Source organism: Halalkalibacter nanhaiisediminis (assembly GCF_007830185.1).
GTDB classification, from domain to species: Bacteria; Bacillota; Bacilli; order Bacillales; family Bacillaceae_D; genus Halalkalibacter; species Halalkalibacter nanhaiisediminis.
On sequence record NZ_VLKZ01000008.1, the window covers coordinates 59858 to 77906 of the forward strand.

The window sequence follows — 18049 nt, forward strand, 5'->3', positions numbered from 1 at the left end:
GTACAGCGCCATTCGTTCATTTTAAAGAGATTAAAATGCATGTCCTTTTAACGATTTTTAATATCAAGTCATGTCCTTCCCTTTTTTTTAATAAGATGTATTGGAGGTGGCTTCATGAGACGACCTAGACGAAATTTACATAGGCCACAAACGAAGAAACTCGCATTTCGCCATGTTTTCTTGCTTTCGTTTACGATCTTTCTCATACTCACAGCAACAGGCTTCTGGCTCGTTGAAAAATCGATTCGTCCTACATTGTTAACAATCGCTACGACTGAAGCGAGAAAAATTGCCACAGAAGCGATCAATGATGCTGTGTCTAAAAAAATTGCCGATAGCCTTGATATTGAAGATATTATTGAAATGGATAAAGACGAAGAAGGCAATGTAACAAACATTCGATTTAATACTCGAACCTATAACCGTGTTCTTTCCGAAACAACTGGTCGTGTGCAAAGATATTTACGTGCTTTAGAGCGAGGTGAAATTGTTGATTTAACGATACCAGATGACTTCGAGCTCGATCATTTTGGTGCGATTAATAATCAAGATGAACCAGGTAATATTATTTACACGATCCCGCTTGGGCAGGCAACCAATAATGCTTTACTCGCTCACTTAGGGCCTAAAGTACCTGTTCGACTCTCTTCTATTGGTGACGTCAAATCAACCATTAATCGCGATATCGAAAGCACTGGGATTAATAATACGTATATTTCATTAAATATTTTCCTCGAAGTCGATGTCAAAATTGTTATTCCATTTGCAACGAGTACGCAACTTGTTCAAACGACATTCCCTGTTGGTACTGTTTTCGTTCAAGGCAAAGTGCCTGAAGTGTATTCTGAAGGTAGCGGCGGTATGATTATTCCGGGAACGCCAACGAATTAACGAATTTCACTTCCATCATCACTCTCGCTAGTGCAGCTTATTGCACTAGCCTTTTTTTATATTTTGTTTCAAATAAGTGATCAATGACACCTAATTCCATCAAGCGAATACCCTAGTTAGAAGACCCAAAATCATCACAAATGGGAGGAAGAGAAATGACAGAAGAACTCATTACTCCATGGGATCTTGATGGCACTCTTGGGGAATTTTACGTTCCTCCTTATATCGAAGAAATGGCACAAGAAGTTATCGGCCATTATGACATGAGTGTTTGCCATATGGAGGTTATAACAACGAAAGCTGATAAAGGTGGTCTCATTTGGAAAATTGACACCAATCACGGTCCACTTAGCTTTAAACTCCTGCACCGCAGACCAGGAAGGAGCTTATTTAGTTTAGGTGCTCAACAATATTTAGTAGAGGAGAAAAAAGCAAAAGTCCCACCTATTATTAAAACAAAATCTGGGGAACTTTTTGTTGAAATGGGCGGAAAGCTGTGGTTTGTAGCAGATTGGATCGAACCTCTTAACCCAGTAACAAAAGATATCGAAGGGGCGAAAGCACTTTGCTATGCATTAGGCGAATTTCATCAGCTTTCCAAGGGCTATACCCCGCCTAAAGGTGCTGAAAACCCTTCACGACTTTATCGTTGGCCTAAATCCTATCAAAAAGTCGTTAAGAAAATGGATTGGTTTCGAAAGATCGCAAATTCCTATAGCGAAATGCCTGCAAGTCAAACGATTCTCTTTGTGACTGACATGTTTGAAGATCAAGCACGTCAGGCATTGACACGTCTTGAGCAATCAGCCTACAAAGAACTAATTGCAAGAGGCAACCAAGCATGGGGACTCGTTCATCAAGATTACGGCTGGTCAAATGGCCAAATGGGACCTGATGGCATGTGGATCATTGACCTTGATGGTGTTGCCTACGACCTGCCGATTAGAGATTTACGTAAACTGATTACTGGGACAGTTGATGATATGGGTATCTGGGACCTCACTTGGATGACAGAAATGATTAAATCCTATCATGAAGCTAACCCGATTGAACCTGAATTATATGATATTTTAATGATCGACATGGCACTCCCAAATGAATTTTACAAAAATGTAAAGGAAATGGTTTATGAGCCTGATGTCTTTATGGACAATGAGCTAGATACATTGTGTAGCCGGATTGCCGAGACAGAGAAAACAAAATGGCCCGCCTTAGAAGAATTACAAAAATGGAAGGGGGAACTTTCCACATGAATATTTTGATGATTTGTACCGAGAAGCTTCCCGTCCCTCCAGTAAGAGGGGGGGCGATCCAAACCTATATTGAAGGAGTCTCCTCTTTTTTAAGTAAACACCATGATGTCACCATACTCGGAACACCAGATCCATCCTTACCTGATGATGAGACGGTAAATAATATCCGTTATGTGCGTACTCCAGGCGGGCTCGTCGAAACCTATATGGAAGGCGTCACACAATTTCTTCAATCCCATACATTCGATGTTATTCACATTTTTAATCGACCACGACTCGTTCTTCCTGTTAGACAATATGCTTCTGATGCTCGCCTTATTTTAAGCATGCATAATGATATGTTTATTCCACAAAAGATTAAGCCAGAGGAAGCTGAGGCAGCGATTAACGAGCTTGATAAAATTATTACAATCAGTGATTATGTCGGCCGGACAATAGCTGAGTCATTTCCAAACGCCGCTTCAAAATTAAAAACGATTTACTCCGGCGTAGATTTAGATCGATTTGTACCACCGAATTCAAAAGAAGCAGAAAAAATGCGTGAAGCTATTCATCAAGAGTATGATTTATCTTATAAAAAAGTAATTTTATTCGCAGGCAGACTCTCTGCCAATAAAGGGGCAGATATCCTTGTTCAAGCCATTGGTGAGGTTGCAAAAAAACATCCAGATGTCGCACTAGTTCTCGTCGGCAGTAAATGGTTCAGTGTCGATGACGTCAGCGATTATGTTGCTTACGTACGCGCACTTGCCTCTCGCTTGCCCGTACCTGTAATTAATACAGGATTTGTATCACCTGATGAAATTCAAAAATGGTTTGCTGCTGCCGACATTTTTGTGTGCCCATCTCAATGGCAGGAACCACTGGCCCGTGTACACTATGAAGCAATGGCTTCAGGACTACCAATTGTCACAACACAAAGAGGCGGTAATCCTGAAGTGATCATTCCAAACGAAAATGGCTTAATTGTCGAAACACCTGAAGATCCTTTAGCCTTTGCAAAACACCTATCAACACTTCTATCTAATCCCCAGCTCGGTAAAAAAATGGGTCAATACGGGAGAAAGCTTGCAGAAGAAAAGTTTACGTGGAACCGAGTCGCCAAAGATATTTTAGACGTGTGGAATGAAATTGAAGAGAAAATGAAAAATAATGTTCCGTTTGGCGCTGAGTCCAAAGATGAAGAATTAATCCTTAAAGAAGTAGAAAAAACAGAGCTCCAAGCTATGTTAGAAGAAGAATTAGAACAGAAAGAGGCTATTTCAATGGAAGAATCACAAGAGGAGAATAAAAAGATTAAAAAGAGAGAAAAACTTAAGTCTCAGCTGTTAAATGAACTATCAAATGATGACTTTTTACTCGAGGTATTATTAGAGACTGTCAAACAAAGAATGACCGAAAACACTAATGATGAAATTCAACAAATCATCCAAAAGTTAATTGCCGAACAGTTAAGTACTCAAGAACCTAAGAAAAAAGAAACACCACCTACTCGAAAAATCGTCTATTCAACCAATGATATTTCCACAGCTAAGTTGTTTACGAATAGAAATAACAAGCGAAGACAAAAAAGAAAAAGCAACTAAACTATTTATTATAATGATATATAATCACGAACAATCAAAAAATCAGCCTATCCAATGTGAATAGGCTGATTTTTTGATGTGCAAATGAAACCAATTATGATTGATAAAGCTCCTCAATATAATCAATTTCGTTCTTCAATCCTGCTTCAAGATTAAAAGCTGGTTGATACTTCAACAAGTTTTCAGCTTTGGAGATATCTGCCCATGTATGCTTCGGTTCACCGATTGCTTGATCGATAAATGTTAACTTTGCTCTTTGTCTTAAGATCTGCTCAAGTAATGCAATGACATCCAAAACAGAAGCTCGCTGTTTTCCACCTATATTAATCGTTTCACCAACAACACCTTCTGCATTCATGACAGCGGCAGTGGCGGCGACACAATCGTCAATATAAGTAAAATCACGTGTTTGTGCCCCGTCTCCGTAAATGGTAACAGGCATTCCTTGTTGCATAGCATGAATAAAACGATGAAAGGCCATATCACTACGCTGTCTTGGCCCATACACCGTAAAATAACGTAAGATGACGATTGGCACTCGAAAACTTTTATGATACACGCGGCATAAATATTCACCTGTTAATTTTGTAATACCATATGGAGACAACGGCTCAGGTACCAGCTCTTCTGAGACTTTCCCTCTTTTTTCCCCATAAACAGAAGAGGTTGAAGCATATATGAATTTCTTTAAAGACACATGCCTGCAAGCCTCTAGCAGACGTTGCGTCGCTAAAATATTAAAAGCAACATAGTTTTGAAAGTCTTCACCCCAACTAGAGCGCACGCCTGGCATACCTGCTAAATGGTATACATACTCAATTCCCTCAAGCGTTTTTTCCCATTCAACCTCTAACAGATTTTCTCGCAAAAATGTAAAACGCTGATGTTTTAGAAGGTTGTCGAGATTTTGAAATGTGAATTTTTTCGGAGTCGGACCAACGAAAGCATCAATTCCGACGACCTCTACATTCGCATCCTCTAGTAATCGTTCACAAAGATTTGAACCGATAAAACCAGCAGCACCTGTCACAAGTATTTTCATGGTCTTGCCACCCCAACATATGTTAATCCATTGTTTTTAATTCGACTTGGTTCGATGCAATTTCGACAATCAATCACAATCTTACCTTTCATTTTCTCCTTAATAAATGACCAGTCAGCTTCTTTAAATTGATTCCAGTCTGTGGCAATAATTATGCCATCCGTTTGATCAATAGAATCATATAAAGATTGATAGAATGTTACATGTGGCATTGCAACCGTTACAACAGGGTCATATACATGAAGATGACACCCCTCCCTCGCTAGTTGTTCTATCAGTTTCATTGCTTGAGAATGCCTGATATCATCTGTATTAGGTTTAAAAGCTGCTCCCCAAACAGTCAGCTTCTTATTTGTTAAGTCTGGAAATTCCTTTCTTATCTTTTTCATGTACTGCTCAATTTGAGTTTCATTCACTTCGCGTGTTGCTTGCAACAAATGCGGAGTAATTTCCTTTTCCTTCGCTAAAAATTCAAGGGCACAAAGATCCTTAGGAAAACATGATCCCCCGTAACCAAGACCCGCTTGTAAAAAATAAGGTCCAACTCGTGGATCCATTCCTAATCCTAAAGCCACTTCTGTAATATCGACATGATACGCTTCACTAATCCGAGCAATTTCATTAATAAACGAAATTTTCATTGCTAAAAAAGCATTAGATGCATACTTGATCATTTCCGCGCCTGTTAGACTCGTTATAATCGATGGTGCCTCAATATCTTGGTACAATTTCTGCATCTGTTCAATTGGCCTTAGCGATTTTACTCCAATCACAATTTTATCAGGGTATTGCATGTCATGAACGGCAGAGCCTTCGCGAAGAAATTCTGGATTTGAAACAACATCGAAAAGATCTGGAGAGACACCACGTTCCATTAGCTCTTTATGAATACGCTCGTTTGTCCCCAAAGGAACAGTACTTTTTATGACGATGATTTTGTAGGATTGAATAAGGGGAACTAGCTCATCGACTACTTTATTTAGAAATGAAAGGTTCGGGCTGCCGTCAGTAGATGCAGGCGTTCCGACCGTGACAAAGATAATCGAACTTTCTTCTATAGCTTTTGATAAATCTGTCGTAAAAGCCAACCTTTCTTTTCTTTGATTTTCTACCACCATTTCTTCTAATCCCGGCTCAAATATCGGTATTTTACTACGTTTAAGCATTTCTACTTTTTCACTTTCTTTTTCAACACAATACACATTGTGTCCAAAGTTAGCTAACACGGCCGATGTGGTCAAGCCGACATAACCAGCTCCAATCACACATATATCCATACCTACTACTCCTCTCTTACTTGCCTTCAAGCCACATGCATAACTGATGCTCTACTATCGTATTTTTAAAAGAATGAAAGCGTGATAAAAGTTTAGAAAATTTAACGACCTTACTGTTACATCGATGAAATAGTTCAACGTTTTTCTTAGGACAAATTCCTACAAGTTGTTTCAATGAATAAGGTAGAACAAGGAAGAAAAGATCGTCAGGGGGATAAGGTATGAACATAAAAAAAGCGGTTATTCCAGCAGCAGGATATGGTACTAGAAACCTCCCCATCACTAAAGTTATTCCAAAAGAAATGTTCCCGATTAAAGGAAAACCAGCCATTCATTATGTTGTTGAGGAAGCCATTGCTTCAGGAATCGAAGAAATATTAATTATCGTTTCAAGAAACAAAAACACGATCGTCGATTATTTTGATCGCTCATTAGAATTAGAAGGTTTTTTGAAGGAAAAAAAGAAACATCATCTTTTAAAAAAGTTAAAACTTCCATCTGTACACATCCAATTTGTTCGCCAGCCATATGCAAACGGACTAGGTGGTGCGCTTCTAACAGCAGAGCCCTTTATAAACGGCGAACCATTTGCCGTTCTTCTTCCAGATGATGTATTTATTGAAAAAGAGCACGGACTCAAGCAGCTGATGAGTCACTATCAAAAATACCAAGCGAGCGCAATTGGCGTTAAGCATGTAAAAAAAGAGTTACTGAAACATTATGGAGTGATTAAAGAAAGTAAATTGAAAGAGGATTTGTTTAAAGTGATAGATATCGTTGAAAAACCACAGACAGCCCCGCCCTCACAATTAGCCGTGATCGGGCGTTATGTGTTGCATCCTGATATATTCTCTATCCTGAAAAAAGTTGAGCTTGATCATAATGGAGAGCTCCAGCTAACAGATGCCTTAAAGCTGATGCTACAGCACAGAAGTTGTTATGCCCATAAATTCAGCGGAAAACGCTATGATATCGGTACAGAAAAAGGATATATCAAGTTGGTAAAAAGAATGAATAAGTTAGACAAAGATTATTAATACTTTGAGGAAGAAGGCCACTTATTACGTAATGGTTTTCATTGATTTGCAGTAAACCTTTTTAAAATCAGAAAAAGACCACCATAAGTGGCCCTTGCTTCTCAAGAATTGTTTAGTGCTTGCGAGATTTCTTTGGCAGCGAAATGCTCGTTTGCCTCTTCAAGTACCATATGTTCATCGATTGAATCACCCGCATGCCGATCAACAGTCCAAGATCTATTCTCGTTCTCTTCATTCGTCTGTTGATGTACGCCTTCAGTCTTTTTTTCGGTATCTTTCATGACCTATCACCTCTAACATATGATTTGCAATTAGAGAGGATTCATTCACCCTTTTCACCCATGATCATGCATTGATCAACGGATACATTCATAATTTTACCGTTTGATTCTTTGACCTGATAATACGTTTTACATTTTTGCTTAGCTTGGTAGATATAATCATTCACTTTGTTGATTTGCTCCTGATTTTCTGTTGTTCTTTCTACCCAAACAGGAAAATCATATTCTTTTTTGTCTACTTGAAACCGTTCAACGCATACGTTATTCACTTTTAAAAGCTCGAACCACTCCTCTAAAGCCAAACAACGAACATGACTATCATCTCGTAACTTTTCAAAGGTATTCATAAACGTTGCTAACTCAGAGTCATCAGGAACAACATTATCAATTAACAGAAACTTCCCTTTAGGTTTTAACACCCTTGCGACTTCTTCAATAAATTTACTTGGATGTGGAAAATGGTGAGGAGCAATTCTACATGTAACAAGATCAAAAGATTGATCTAAAAATGGTAGAGACTCAGCATCAGCAATCATATAAATCAGATTGTTAAAATCGTTTAAATGATTTTTAGTATTGGCAAGCATTTCTTTCGTTAAATCCGTCACAAAAACCGTTTGCACGAGAGGAGCTAGCTTTTTTACAACATGTCCTCCACCAGTAGCGACATCTAAGACTACAGAGGATGATTTCGGTTCTACCCACTCAATTAGTGTATCTAGATCATGACTAGTCGCATGAGATACACTTTCCACATATTTTTGCGCATTTTTACCGAATTGCTTTTTCACTTTATCCTTTGCCTGCTCTTGCATATCATCACTTCCTTCACGATATATATCGAAAATAGCCTACTATTCAATACATATGTAAGAAAGATCAATCGCTTGTATCACAAATTTAAGAATCTTAGTGATTTTTATTCTAAATCTTCATTTAGCATTACCTTTATAAGCTTATCATCCCTTTCCATCGGCGTTCCTCTGTCATCTGTGTTATTTGTAATGAAATAAAGCTCATCTTCAATGATTTTCACGTCTCGAATTCTGCCATAACCATCTAAAACTTTTTCAATCTCATCTAACTGGACATCATAACGATAAACTCCTGCACCTCTTAGGGCTGCTACATAAAGACTATAATCGTAAGCTGCCATTCCTGAAGGTGCCATTGTATCAGAGCCTGAATGAAAAACAGACACTTCTTTTCCATTTCCTGTCTCATCACCAATGATCGTTGGCCAACCATAGTTGTTCCCTGGCTCAATCTGATTTATTTCATCATGACCTCTTGGACCATGTTCTGAGCTATACATCGTACCATCTTCTAACCACGTCAGACCTTGAGGATTTCGATGACCATACGAGAACACATATGAATCTGACATCGGGTTGTCCTCTGGTATAGAGCCATCTAGCCCCATACGCAAAATAACACCTGCCATTTGCTCGGGCTCCTGAGCTAATTCCTCGATACCAGCATCACCTGTTGTCGCATAAAGATAGCCATCAGGACCAATTGAAAGTCTCCCACCATTATGTGTTCTTCCACCAGGAATACCACTTAGTAATTCTTCTCGTTCCGTCCACTTTCCATCTGCATGCTCAATTCTGACAATTCGATTTAATATTTCATTATTTTCAAGATACGTATGATAAACGTATGCTATTTTGTTTTGCTCGAAATTCGGATCAAGAACTAAACCCATTAATCCACCTTCACCCTCAGCATGAATAGGATGCTCCAGCTGAACTTCATGTCTCGATGCTTCTCCATCTATAATCGTCACAATTGTTCCCGCACGTTCAGTAAGGTAGAAGGTTCCATCCAATTCTTCAATTGACCAAGGCACCTCAAGCTGATCAGCGACAACCGCTTCTAATTCATCGCTCGCTTCGGTTGCTTCGTTTATTTCAATAGGCACGTAAGTTATTTCACCTTCTGCTTGTTGATCATCATTACTCGTTGAACAAGCTGCTAATAAAAGAATAAGTCCAGCTGTTAAAACATATTTCAAGAGAAACACCTCCATTCCATATATTCACGTTTTATGTAAACGTCAAACGTTACTTTTCTACTATTTTTCATTTTTTATCATAAAAAAATCCTCCCGATATAAAACGAGAGGATCACAAATCAATGAATCATCTATTATTCAACGATATTCACAAAGATATCAGATAAAGCTGGTTCTTTTTCAATTAAACCAAATTCAAGCATCCAATCTATTGTTTCCTGCCAATTTTCCTCGTCTTGACTACCAAATCCTACTTCAGACTCCATTTTCGGGAGCAGAATTTCAAGACTTTCTTGCTCTACTTCTTCGATAAGTGGGAAGTTCGCTTCATCTTGGTTATTTAATAAAATAGCAAGAGCCTCATCTGGCTGTTCGACCATAAATTGATAACCCTTTGTTGCTGCACGCCAAAATGCTTTAATTTCTTCCTCTTGCTCTTCCCACGTTTGATCATTTGTGACAAGAACTAGCTCATAAAAGCTCGGAACTCCGTACTCAACTGGATCAAAATAGCGCGTTTCGTGACCATTATGTCTTAACATCGGTACTTCGTGATTAATATATGCACCAATGACAGCATCAACCTGCTCACTAACAATCGATGAACCTAGCTCAAATCCAACATCAATCATTTGCACTTCGTCAGGGTTACCACCATCATTTGTCACAATCGTCTTAACAATCGCTTCATTTAATGGAATGCCTGGATAGCCGAGTTGTTTTCCTTCAAGGTCACTAGGTGTTTGAATCTCACTATCTTCTAAGAAAACAGTGTGATTAAGCGGCGAACGGACAATAGCTGCTACTGATTTTACAGGTACCTCATTTGCACGTGCAGTGACAACATCTGGTTGATAAGAGATACCAAGAGTGATTTGTCCTGCTGCAGCTAGGTTAATTGGATCAGTAGGGTTAGCTGGAAACTGAATATTAACGTTAAGGCCTTCCTCTTCAAAAAAGCCTTTTTCCTCAGCTACATATAAATAACTATGTACGGCATTTGGATACCAATCGAGCATAATATCAATTTCTGCAAGCTCCGTTTCTTCTTCTAAAGCTGCGGGCACCTCTTCTTCTACACTTTGTTCCTCTGTCCCCCCACAAGCAGCAAGAGCGACTACACTGAGTGAAAACAGACTTGATAGTAACCACTTTTTCATTTTTTCTTTTCCCCCATTTTTTATTTTTATTTTTATTAACATAAAAAACCACTTCCAATTAAACAGAAGTGGTTCAAGTCAATCATCTTGGTCGTACTTGATCGATTATATCTCCACACTTCTTCCCTACGCTAGTTCGAACTAGATCAGGTTATAAGGGTTAAGACGTTCATCTCTCTCAGCTACAAAAGCACCCCTAGCAGTGGTTCGTATTCAATTCGTCATACCTAATTACTAGTTTTATCATAGTCTAGCATGTAGATCAACCATTAACAGCAATAGTAAATAAATAAAGACAAAGAGCCATTTCCATAAAAGAAAAATGGCTCTCCCCTTTTATTTTCTGTTCCCTAATAACTCATACTGTTCGATAATCAAATCGACTAGCTTTGAACCCTCTTGGAGTGCCGTTATTTCATAAATCGCTTGCTTTAAGCCGTTTTCGTGAATCAACTCTTGAATTTCAACAGCTTCTGGATCTTCCTTCACATCATACTTGAGTGCCGCAGCAATCCCTTTTGCTAAGTATGTTGGCTTTCCGCCTACTACTTCACTAAACTGCTTCGCTGGGGAAACAAGGCGGTCATTTGCTCCAAGCTTACGCAACGGTGCACGCCCGACTCTCGTTACTTCGTCTGTAATATAAGGATTTAAAAAGCGATTGATGATTTTATTGATGTATGACTTGTGCTCATCCATCTTAAAATCATATTTTTTCACTAAAAGTTGACCTGTTTCATTTAGTGTATGTTCAACGTCCGCTTTGATTTCATTACTTGCTAATGCTTCATCGATTGTTTTCATACCCGCGTGGTAGCCTAAATAGGCAGCAATCGCGTGTCCAGTATTAACGGTAAATAATTTACGTTCAATAAAAGGAGTTAAATCATCCACAAAGGTAACGCCTTTAACAGGCGGGACCTCACCTTTAATCATTGATTGATCAACGACCCACTCATAATAAGGTTCCACAGTAACCATAAGCTTATCATCGTTCGTTTGATTCGGCACAATGCGATCAACCGCTGCATCTGGAAAAGAAAAATACTGATCAAACTCGCCCTTTTCTTCTCCAGAAAGTCCTTCATATACGCTGTTTTTTAATAGCGTACTACCGCCAATTAAGTTCTCACAAGCAATAATCGAAAGATCTTTTTTATTTTCAGCTACTCTTTTTCGTAAGCCTGCGACAATTGATTTCGCGATAATAGGTAAAATATTTGGTCCAACCGCAGTTGTAACGATGTCCGCTTTCACAATCGCATCAATCACTTTTTCAGGATCATTCATGCTATTGATCGCTGAGACGTTCGTAACTGATACTTCTTCTTTCGTTTGATCAGCTAAAACAACACGATACTCTTGTTTTTCATTGATCAAATCAACAATTTCGCCATTCACATCAACAAAAGTCGTGTGATAGCCAGACTGATTTAAAAGTAAGCCAATAAAGCCTCTTCCGATGTTACCTGCACCAAAATGTACCGCAAGCATCTTAGTTCACTCCTTCAAATAGTTCGAGGATTTCCTCCGCAGTTGCTGCTGATACAATCTTCTCTACATTTTCTTCTTCTGAACATACAATCGCAATTTGCGATAAAATATCTAAATGCTCGTCACCCTTACCAGCGATTCCGATTAACAATTTAACTTCGTTTCCTGGACTGAATTCAACGCCATTTGGAACTTGAATAATCGCAATGCCTGATTCTTTTACAGACTTTTTCGCGTCTTCTGTTCCATGTGGAATTGCCACAAAATTACCCATATATGTAGATGTTAACTCTTCACGCTCTAACATCTTCTCAATATAAGAAGGCTCAACATACCCACGCTCAACTAATTTTTCACCAGTCATTCGAATCGCTTGTTCTTTTGAATCCGCTGTTGCCTTTAATACGATATTTTCTTTTGCTAAAATTGGTAATGCCATGTCTAAACACTCCTCAGTTCGTTTACTTTTTCATGAAAAAATTGTTCTAATTTTGATGCGAGATAGGATGAAATCAATCTTTCCTCTTGCGATTCTATTAACGAAATGCTTTGTTCATTTTCGATAATCGATGAACTGATCTGACTTAATACTTCTAGTGCAGCACTTGGAAGATTCTCTGGAGATAGTAACACTAAAATCGTCTCTACTTCCATCATCGTCTGATCCATCGCCATGATCTCTAGTGGCTCAGTTAGAGCGTGAATGAGAAAAGCAGGCTTTAACACTGCCTCACTCCTTGTGTGATACAAAGCTAGCGTTGTATTTGGAATCCCTAATCCACCAAGCTTCTCCCGTCTTTTTAGATCTGCGACGACCATGTTCACATCAGCAATAACATGTTGATCAAACAATAGCTCACATGTTTTCGTTAAAATGGTCGCTAGCTCGCTTTTTTGATCATTTTTTTGTACGGTAAATCCCTGCAAAATCGTTGAAATTGTTTCAGAATATAGAGTCATTTTTTGCATTTTCTCTATCGTCTGTTCTTTTATCGTAAAAGGTTGAAATCCAGTGTTTTCATTGCTTCCAACTCTTTTTACCAACTTCTTTGTTACATGTTGCCCAATATATGATTTTATTTTCTCCACTTCATCACGAGTTAAAATCGGATTGACGATAATATAATCCCTATTCATTTCTGGTATTCGAATTGTGGATAAAATGACATCATATTGCTCATGATCCATTTGATTAAATTCAAATAAGGAAACATTTTTAAATTCCTTAATTTCTGTTAGCTCTTTTTGCAATCTCGTTGCAAGCATCTTTGACGTCCCAATTCCACTCGAACAAACGACTAATGCTTTTAACGGTTCTTGATTTTGACTACCGATCAATACAGAACCAAAGTGCATCACAAGGTATCCAATTTCTTCGTCAGGAACGTCTAAATCGGGAAAAATCACTTTGACACCGTCTTCGACAATCGCAAACAATTCTGCATAATCACTCTTAATTTTTTCTAATAATGGGTTTGTAATACCCATGTTTTGTTTGATCCTGAAAATGGCTGGACTTAAATGCGCAACTAGTCCCTGTAATAGCGATTGATTATGAGACAACTCTTGGTCGACCCTTTTTTCAACATAACTAATTAAACTCTTCGCTTTAAGCGCAATTTGCAGGCTCGTATCCTCAATTAAATATTCCTTGTCATGCCTTAGCTTAGCCCCACGAAGATGCATCGTAATATAGCCAATTTCTGCTTTCGGAATATGTGTGTTAAAGACTTTTTCTAACCTCTCAATGATCTTTTTTGCTATCGTAAACTCAGGTGTTACTTGTAATGTTTCTAAATAGCTTTGATCGATTGAAATGTTCTCACCTTGTAAAATTCGCTCCATTGCTAGCGCTAAATGGACAACCAATCCCATATAGGCACTATCAGCGATCGAGTAAGGTAATTCCCTATTGATTTCTTCAACCGCTTTTTCGACAATGAGCAAGTTATTTTTCTCAACTAAACCGAGTAAACGTTCTGAAATCGAGTTTGTCTGCTGAGTCGATTTCTTTTGGATGTTCTCTCTAATCAGTGACAGAAGCTCATATTCATCAACATTTTCGGTGATGATCATGCTCATTGCTTTTCTTTTTGCCGTTTCTGAACCAACAATTTCAACACCATATCCTCTTTTACGTATGAGCGACAAGTGATTGAACTTTTCTAATCGTTCCTCTACCTTATTTAAATCATTGCTTACCGTTGCAATTGTGACGTTTAGATCATTAGCAAGAGCAATCAATTTAACAGGCTCAGTCGATTCAAGCAGTGCACATAAAATAATCGTTTGTCTTTCTTCAGGTGTGTATTCATTATGAGTAATATTGAATAGAAACAGCCTTAAATTTTCTACTTGTTCAGCATCTCCAATAATTTGAATCCCAACACCTGATTTTTTGACAAGTCGGAGATCATATTCTTTTAAAATATCTTCAACACCCTTTAGATCACGGTGAACAGTTCGCACGCTTACATCAATCTTATTTGCAAGGTCTTTCACAGTGATTTCATGTTCAGTTGTTAATAAACTCTCAAGAATTTGCCTTTCCCTTGCAGTAATGTACATGTCGTTCACTCCACTAAAGACCTTAGATGATGACAATATTGAAGTAATATGATTCTGTTTTTATCATAACCCGAAATCTTTTATTGATTCAATCAAAGCATAATACAGTTTCGTCTTTTGAATTGTTGCCAAAAATGAAAAAGATGAGAGTTATGACACGACTCTCATCCCCTAACATCTTATTTTAATTTTTCAATTAGCTCATCATACTTTGGACTGTTCAAGAAGTTTTCAACTGAAATATGAGTAGCTGTTGGTAATTTCGCTTTTGCACGGTCCGTTAAGTCTTTATGAGTGACAACGATGTCAGCATCATCTGGAATATTGCTAATAGATGTATTGCTTACATCAATATCTAATCCAGCTTTCTTGACCTTGTTCTTTAAGATCGATGCTCCCATTGCACTTGAACCCATACCAGCATCACAAGCGAAAATGATTTTATTAACTCTTTCTTTATCAATATCTTTTTCTTCTGCTTTTGCTTCTTCCGCTTTCTCTGTACTAACTAATGCAGAAGCTCTACTTTCTTTTCCTTTTAGTTCAGATGTCTTTTCCGTTGCTTTCACTAAAGCATCATCATCTTCTGTTACTTTAGAAGTTTTGAGGATAATAGATGCGATAATGAATGACACAAGCGCTGCTAGAATGACACCGAGTAGGACGCCTATATGCTCACCTCGAGGAGTCATCAGTAACACGGCAATGATACTACCAGGTGATGGAGGTGCATTGAGTCCTGTGTTAAACATTAAGAATGTAAAGACCCCAGTTGCTCCACCTGCAATCGCAGCTAAAATTAGTGCAGGCTTCATTAGGATATACGGGAAGTAAATTTCATGAATACCACCAAAGAAATGAATAACAACAGCTCCTGGAGAAGACATTTTCGCCATTCCTCTACCGAAGAACATAAATGCTAGCAAAATTCCTAGTCCTGGACCAGGGTTTGCTTCAAGTAAGAATAAAATGGACATTCCTTCTCTTGCGGCCTGCTCAATTCCAAGCGGACTTAAAATCCCATGGTTAATTGCATTATTTAAGAACAGCACCTTCGCTGGCTCGATAATGATACTTGCTAGTGGTAAAAGGTTCGCGTTAATCAAGAAGCTAACACCCGATGCAAGCGCTGTGTTCAACGATAAAACAACTGGTCCAACACCGACATAAGCTAGTATCGTTAATGCCCCACCAATAATTCCAGCAGAGAAGTTATTGATTAACATTTCAAAACCAGACTTTACTTTACCTTCAACCAATTTATCGAACTTTTTGATCAGGTAACCACCTAGTGGACCCATGATCATCGCGCCTAAGAACATTGGAATGTCTGCACCGACAATGACACCCATAGTTGCTGTTGCCCCAACAACCCCACCACGTAAATCATAAACCATTCGACCACCAGTGAAACCAATTAATAATGGCAATAAATAGGTGATCATCGGTCCAACAAGTGTCGCTAAATTTTCATTTGGCAGCCAACCTGTTGGAATGAATAACGCTGTAATAAGTCCCCATGCGATAAATGCACCGATATTTGGCATAATCATGCCACTTAAATAACTACCAAAGCGCTGTATTTTCACTTTGATATTTGAATTATTTTGTTCTGAACTCATGATCAGATCCTCCTTCGTTCAAGCAGTTAGTTACGCTGCCAACTCACATGTTTATAATAAAGCGGTTTCAGCAAAGAAGCTATTGATAGAAATAACCGATTTGGCAAAGATATTGTTGACATTATTAAAAAATCGTTTGAAATTTATCGATATATCTTCATTAACTATAGTGTCCTACTTACATTTTCCCATTCCTTTTTTGCACTCCATGAGCCTTGGAACATGAACAACATGAACACAAAAAATCCAGAGCACGAATCATTTGCTCTGCATTTTTTATTGTTCTTTATAGATAAATAATGAACTATCAATACATGTTCATTAAGTTCTCCGTTTACCATTTTTCAATTGTTCACCCTAGGAACTAGAGATCGTTTCATAACATAAACCACCAAGACTTCTTTCTTTCATAAATAAATTGTAAACGCTATCAATTATCCTAAAATAAAGAAAACAGCTGATATAATCACACCTGTGTAAAAGAGAGTGATCATCGTAAAGCCCATAATGTCTCGAATTTTTAAGCCTGCAATAACTAAAAGTGGTACTGCCCAAAATGGTTGAATCATGTTTGTCCATGCATCACCCCAGGCCACAGCTAATACTATTTTCGCTGGCTCTACTGCCATTTCTAGCGCTAATGGCAAGAAAATCGGAGCTTGAACTGCCCATTGTCCCCCACCAGAAGGAATAAACATATTGACAACACCTGCTGCCCAAAATGTAAAAAGTGGTAAAGTTTTAGTCGTTGAAATATCTGCAAAAATATTTGATATCCATAATGCTAGACCAGATGAACCCATCATCCCCATAATCCCTGCATAGAAGGGATATTGCAGTGCAAATTGTCCTACACTCCCAGATGCTTTTTTAAGACCGACACCAAGTTCCCGTACATTACCATAAAGTAGTAGTGCCGAAGTTAAGAAGATTAAATTCACAGTATTTAAATCTAACGAAAATCCATTTAAGTAAAAATGATTACCAAGGTAAAACAAACCTAACAATCCGCCAAGCATCACAATGCCTCTGCTTTTATCTAACTTATCATTAGGTGAATTTCCATCAGAAAGTGATTGCTCTTCTTTTATTTCTTCATCTTTCAGCAACTTTTGATCAATAATAAAACGTTCTTCCTTATTTTTCGGATGGATCAATAGCATAACAAATGGAAGAGTAAAAAAGATAAAACAAACGAGAACGACATTCAATGGTGAAAGTAATGTTTGTGAAGTCGGAATTAAGCCGACAATATCCTGAAACACGTGCCCTTCTGTTGCAACAAAAAGGGATGGAGAAGAAGATAAGCCGCCTTCCCAAATAACAAATCCTGAATAACCAGCAGCCACTAATACTCGATAATCAACATCATGAACTTTTCTTCCAACGAGTCTTGCAATGATTGCAGCTACCACTAAACCAAATGCCCAGCTAATCAACGAAGCAAAAAGAGCCGTAAAGGTAACAACAAGAATGGCACTAGTTGGGGTTTTACAAATACTTGCTAATTTCTCAAGAGCTCTCGATACAGGCTTTGTTATCGCAAGCGCATAACTCATGATAAAAGTTGTCATGATTTGCGCTGTAAATGCTAATAGCCCCCAAAAGCCATCCCCCCAATGAATCATCATTTCATAAGGCGTATTCCCGATCAACATACCACCTATAAACGTAATCATCGTGAGTATAATGGCAAATACAAATGCATCTGGAATCCATCTTTCAGCAATTTTTGCAAAGAACATCGCTAACTTAGCTATCGGATTATTCTTCTTTTGCGGGATTTTAGGTTGTAGATTCGGTTGTGCGTTCATATTGAAC

The 18049-nt window shown here is 38.2% G+C and carries 15 protein-coding genes and 1 riboswitch; of the genes, 4 read left to right on the forward strand and 11 right to left on the reverse strand.

Annotation, left to right across the window (positions count from 1 at the left end):
- Window positions 1–114: 114 nt before the first annotated feature.
- The 3 genes from yunB (at window position 115) to IQ10_RS14105 (ending at window position 3730) form a co-directional block, all read left to right on the forward strand.
- On the forward strand, window positions 115–891 hold the full coding sequence (gene yunB, locus IQ10_RS14095; RefSeq protein WP_144451137.1) for a sporulation protein YunB: 777 nt from the start codon (window positions 115–117) through the stop codon (window positions 889–891).
- 155 nt (window positions 892–1046) lie between these two features.
- The gene (locus tag IQ10_RS14100; RefSeq protein WP_144451138.1) at window positions 1047–2144 is read left to right on the forward strand and encodes a CotS family spore coat protein; all 1098 of its coding nucleotides are present in this window, start codon (window positions 1047–1049) and stop codon (window positions 2142–2144) included.
- Window positions 2141–3730, forward strand: coding sequence for a glycosyltransferase family 4 protein (locus tag IQ10_RS14105; protein ID WP_144451139.1), 1590 nt, complete (start codon window positions 2141–2143; stop codon window positions 3728–3730). The genes IQ10_RS14100 and IQ10_RS14105 overlap by 4 nt, the downstream gene beginning before the upstream one ends.
- Window positions 3731–3824: 94 nt before the next feature.
- Here IQ10_RS14105 and IQ10_RS14110 read toward each other — a convergent pair whose 3' ends face one another.
- The gene (locus IQ10_RS14110; protein ID WP_144451140.1) at window positions 3825–4772 is read right to left on the reverse strand and encodes an NAD-dependent epimerase/dehydratase family protein; all 948 of its coding nucleotides are present in this window, start codon (window positions 4770–4772) and stop codon (window positions 3825–3827) included.
- Complete coding sequence (locus tag IQ10_RS14115; protein WP_144451141.1) at window positions 4769–6049, reverse strand: UDP-glucose dehydrogenase family protein; 1281 nt, start codon at window positions 6047–6049, stop codon at window positions 4769–4771. The genes IQ10_RS14110 and IQ10_RS14115 overlap by 4 nt, the downstream gene beginning before the upstream one ends.
- A gap of 221 nt (window positions 6050–6270) precedes the next feature.
- On the opposite strand from IQ10_RS14115, the gene IQ10_RS14120 reads away from it, so the two are divergent.
- The gene (locus IQ10_RS14120) at window positions 6271–7086 is read left to right on the forward strand and encodes a UTP--glucose-1-phosphate uridylyltransferase (RefSeq protein ID WP_144451142.1); all 816 of its coding nucleotides are present in this window, start codon (window positions 6271–6273) and stop codon (window positions 7084–7086) included.
- 101 nt (window positions 7087–7187) lie between these two features.
- Here the strand turns inward: IQ10_RS14120 and IQ10_RS14125 are convergent, their stop codons facing one another.
- The 9 genes from IQ10_RS14125 to IQ10_RS14165 all read right to left on the reverse strand — a co-directional run bounded on the left by IQ10_RS14125 (window position 7188) and on the right by IQ10_RS14165 (window position 18042).
- Window positions 7188–7367 carry a hypothetical protein gene (locus tag IQ10_RS14125; RefSeq protein ID WP_144451143.1) on the reverse strand — a complete coding sequence of 60 codons (180 nt, stop codon included), beginning with the start codon at window positions 7365–7367 and terminating at the stop codon, window positions 7188–7190.
- Between the two features lie 41 nt (window positions 7368–7408).
- Window positions 7409–8182, reverse strand: coding sequence for a class I SAM-dependent methyltransferase (locus tag IQ10_RS14130; RefSeq protein WP_144451144.1), 774 nt, complete (start codon window positions 8180–8182; stop codon window positions 7409–7411).
- A 104-nt stretch (window positions 8183–8286) separates the two neighbouring features.
- Complete coding sequence (locus IQ10_RS14135; RefSeq protein ID WP_242009845.1) at window positions 8287–9393, reverse strand: PQQ-dependent sugar dehydrogenase; 1107 nt, start codon at window positions 9391–9393, stop codon at window positions 8287–8289.
- Between the two features lie 125 nt (window positions 9394–9518).
- On the reverse strand, window positions 9519–10544 hold the full coding sequence (locus IQ10_RS14140) for an ABC transporter substrate-binding protein (RefSeq protein WP_144451146.1): 1026 nt from the start codon (window positions 10542–10544) through the stop codon (window positions 9519–9521).
- 106 nt (window positions 10545–10650) lie between these two features.
- A riboswitch (TPP riboswitch) is annotated at window positions 10651–10752 on the reverse strand.
- Between the two features lie 128 nt (window positions 10753–10880).
- Entirely contained in the window at window positions 10881–12038 is a 1158-nt protein-coding gene (locus IQ10_RS14145; RefSeq protein ID WP_144451147.1) for a mannitol-1-phosphate 5-dehydrogenase, read from the reverse strand.
- 1 nt (window position 12039) lies between these two features.
- Entirely contained in the window at window positions 12040–12477 is a 438-nt protein-coding gene (locus IQ10_RS14150; RefSeq protein ID WP_144451148.1) for a PTS mannitol transporter subunit IIA, read from the reverse strand.
- 2 nt (window positions 12478–12479) lie between these two features.
- Complete coding sequence (locus IQ10_RS14155) at window positions 12480–14606, reverse strand: BglG family transcription antiterminator (RefSeq protein ID WP_144451149.1); 2127 nt, start codon at window positions 14604–14606, stop codon at window positions 12480–12482.
- 179 nt (window positions 14607–14785) lie between these two features.
- Window positions 14786–16228 (reverse strand): PTS mannitol transporter subunit IIBC, encoded by a 1443-nt coding sequence (locus IQ10_RS14160; protein ID WP_144451150.1) that lies wholly within the window; start codon window positions 16226–16228, stop codon window positions 14786–14788.
- Between the two features lie 434 nt (window positions 16229–16662).
- The gene (locus IQ10_RS14165) at window positions 16663–18042 is read right to left on the reverse strand and encodes a short-chain fatty acid transporter (RefSeq protein WP_144451151.1); all 1380 of its coding nucleotides are present in this window, start codon (window positions 18040–18042) and stop codon (window positions 16663–16665) included.
- Between the last annotated feature and the right edge of the window lie 7 nt (window positions 18043–18049).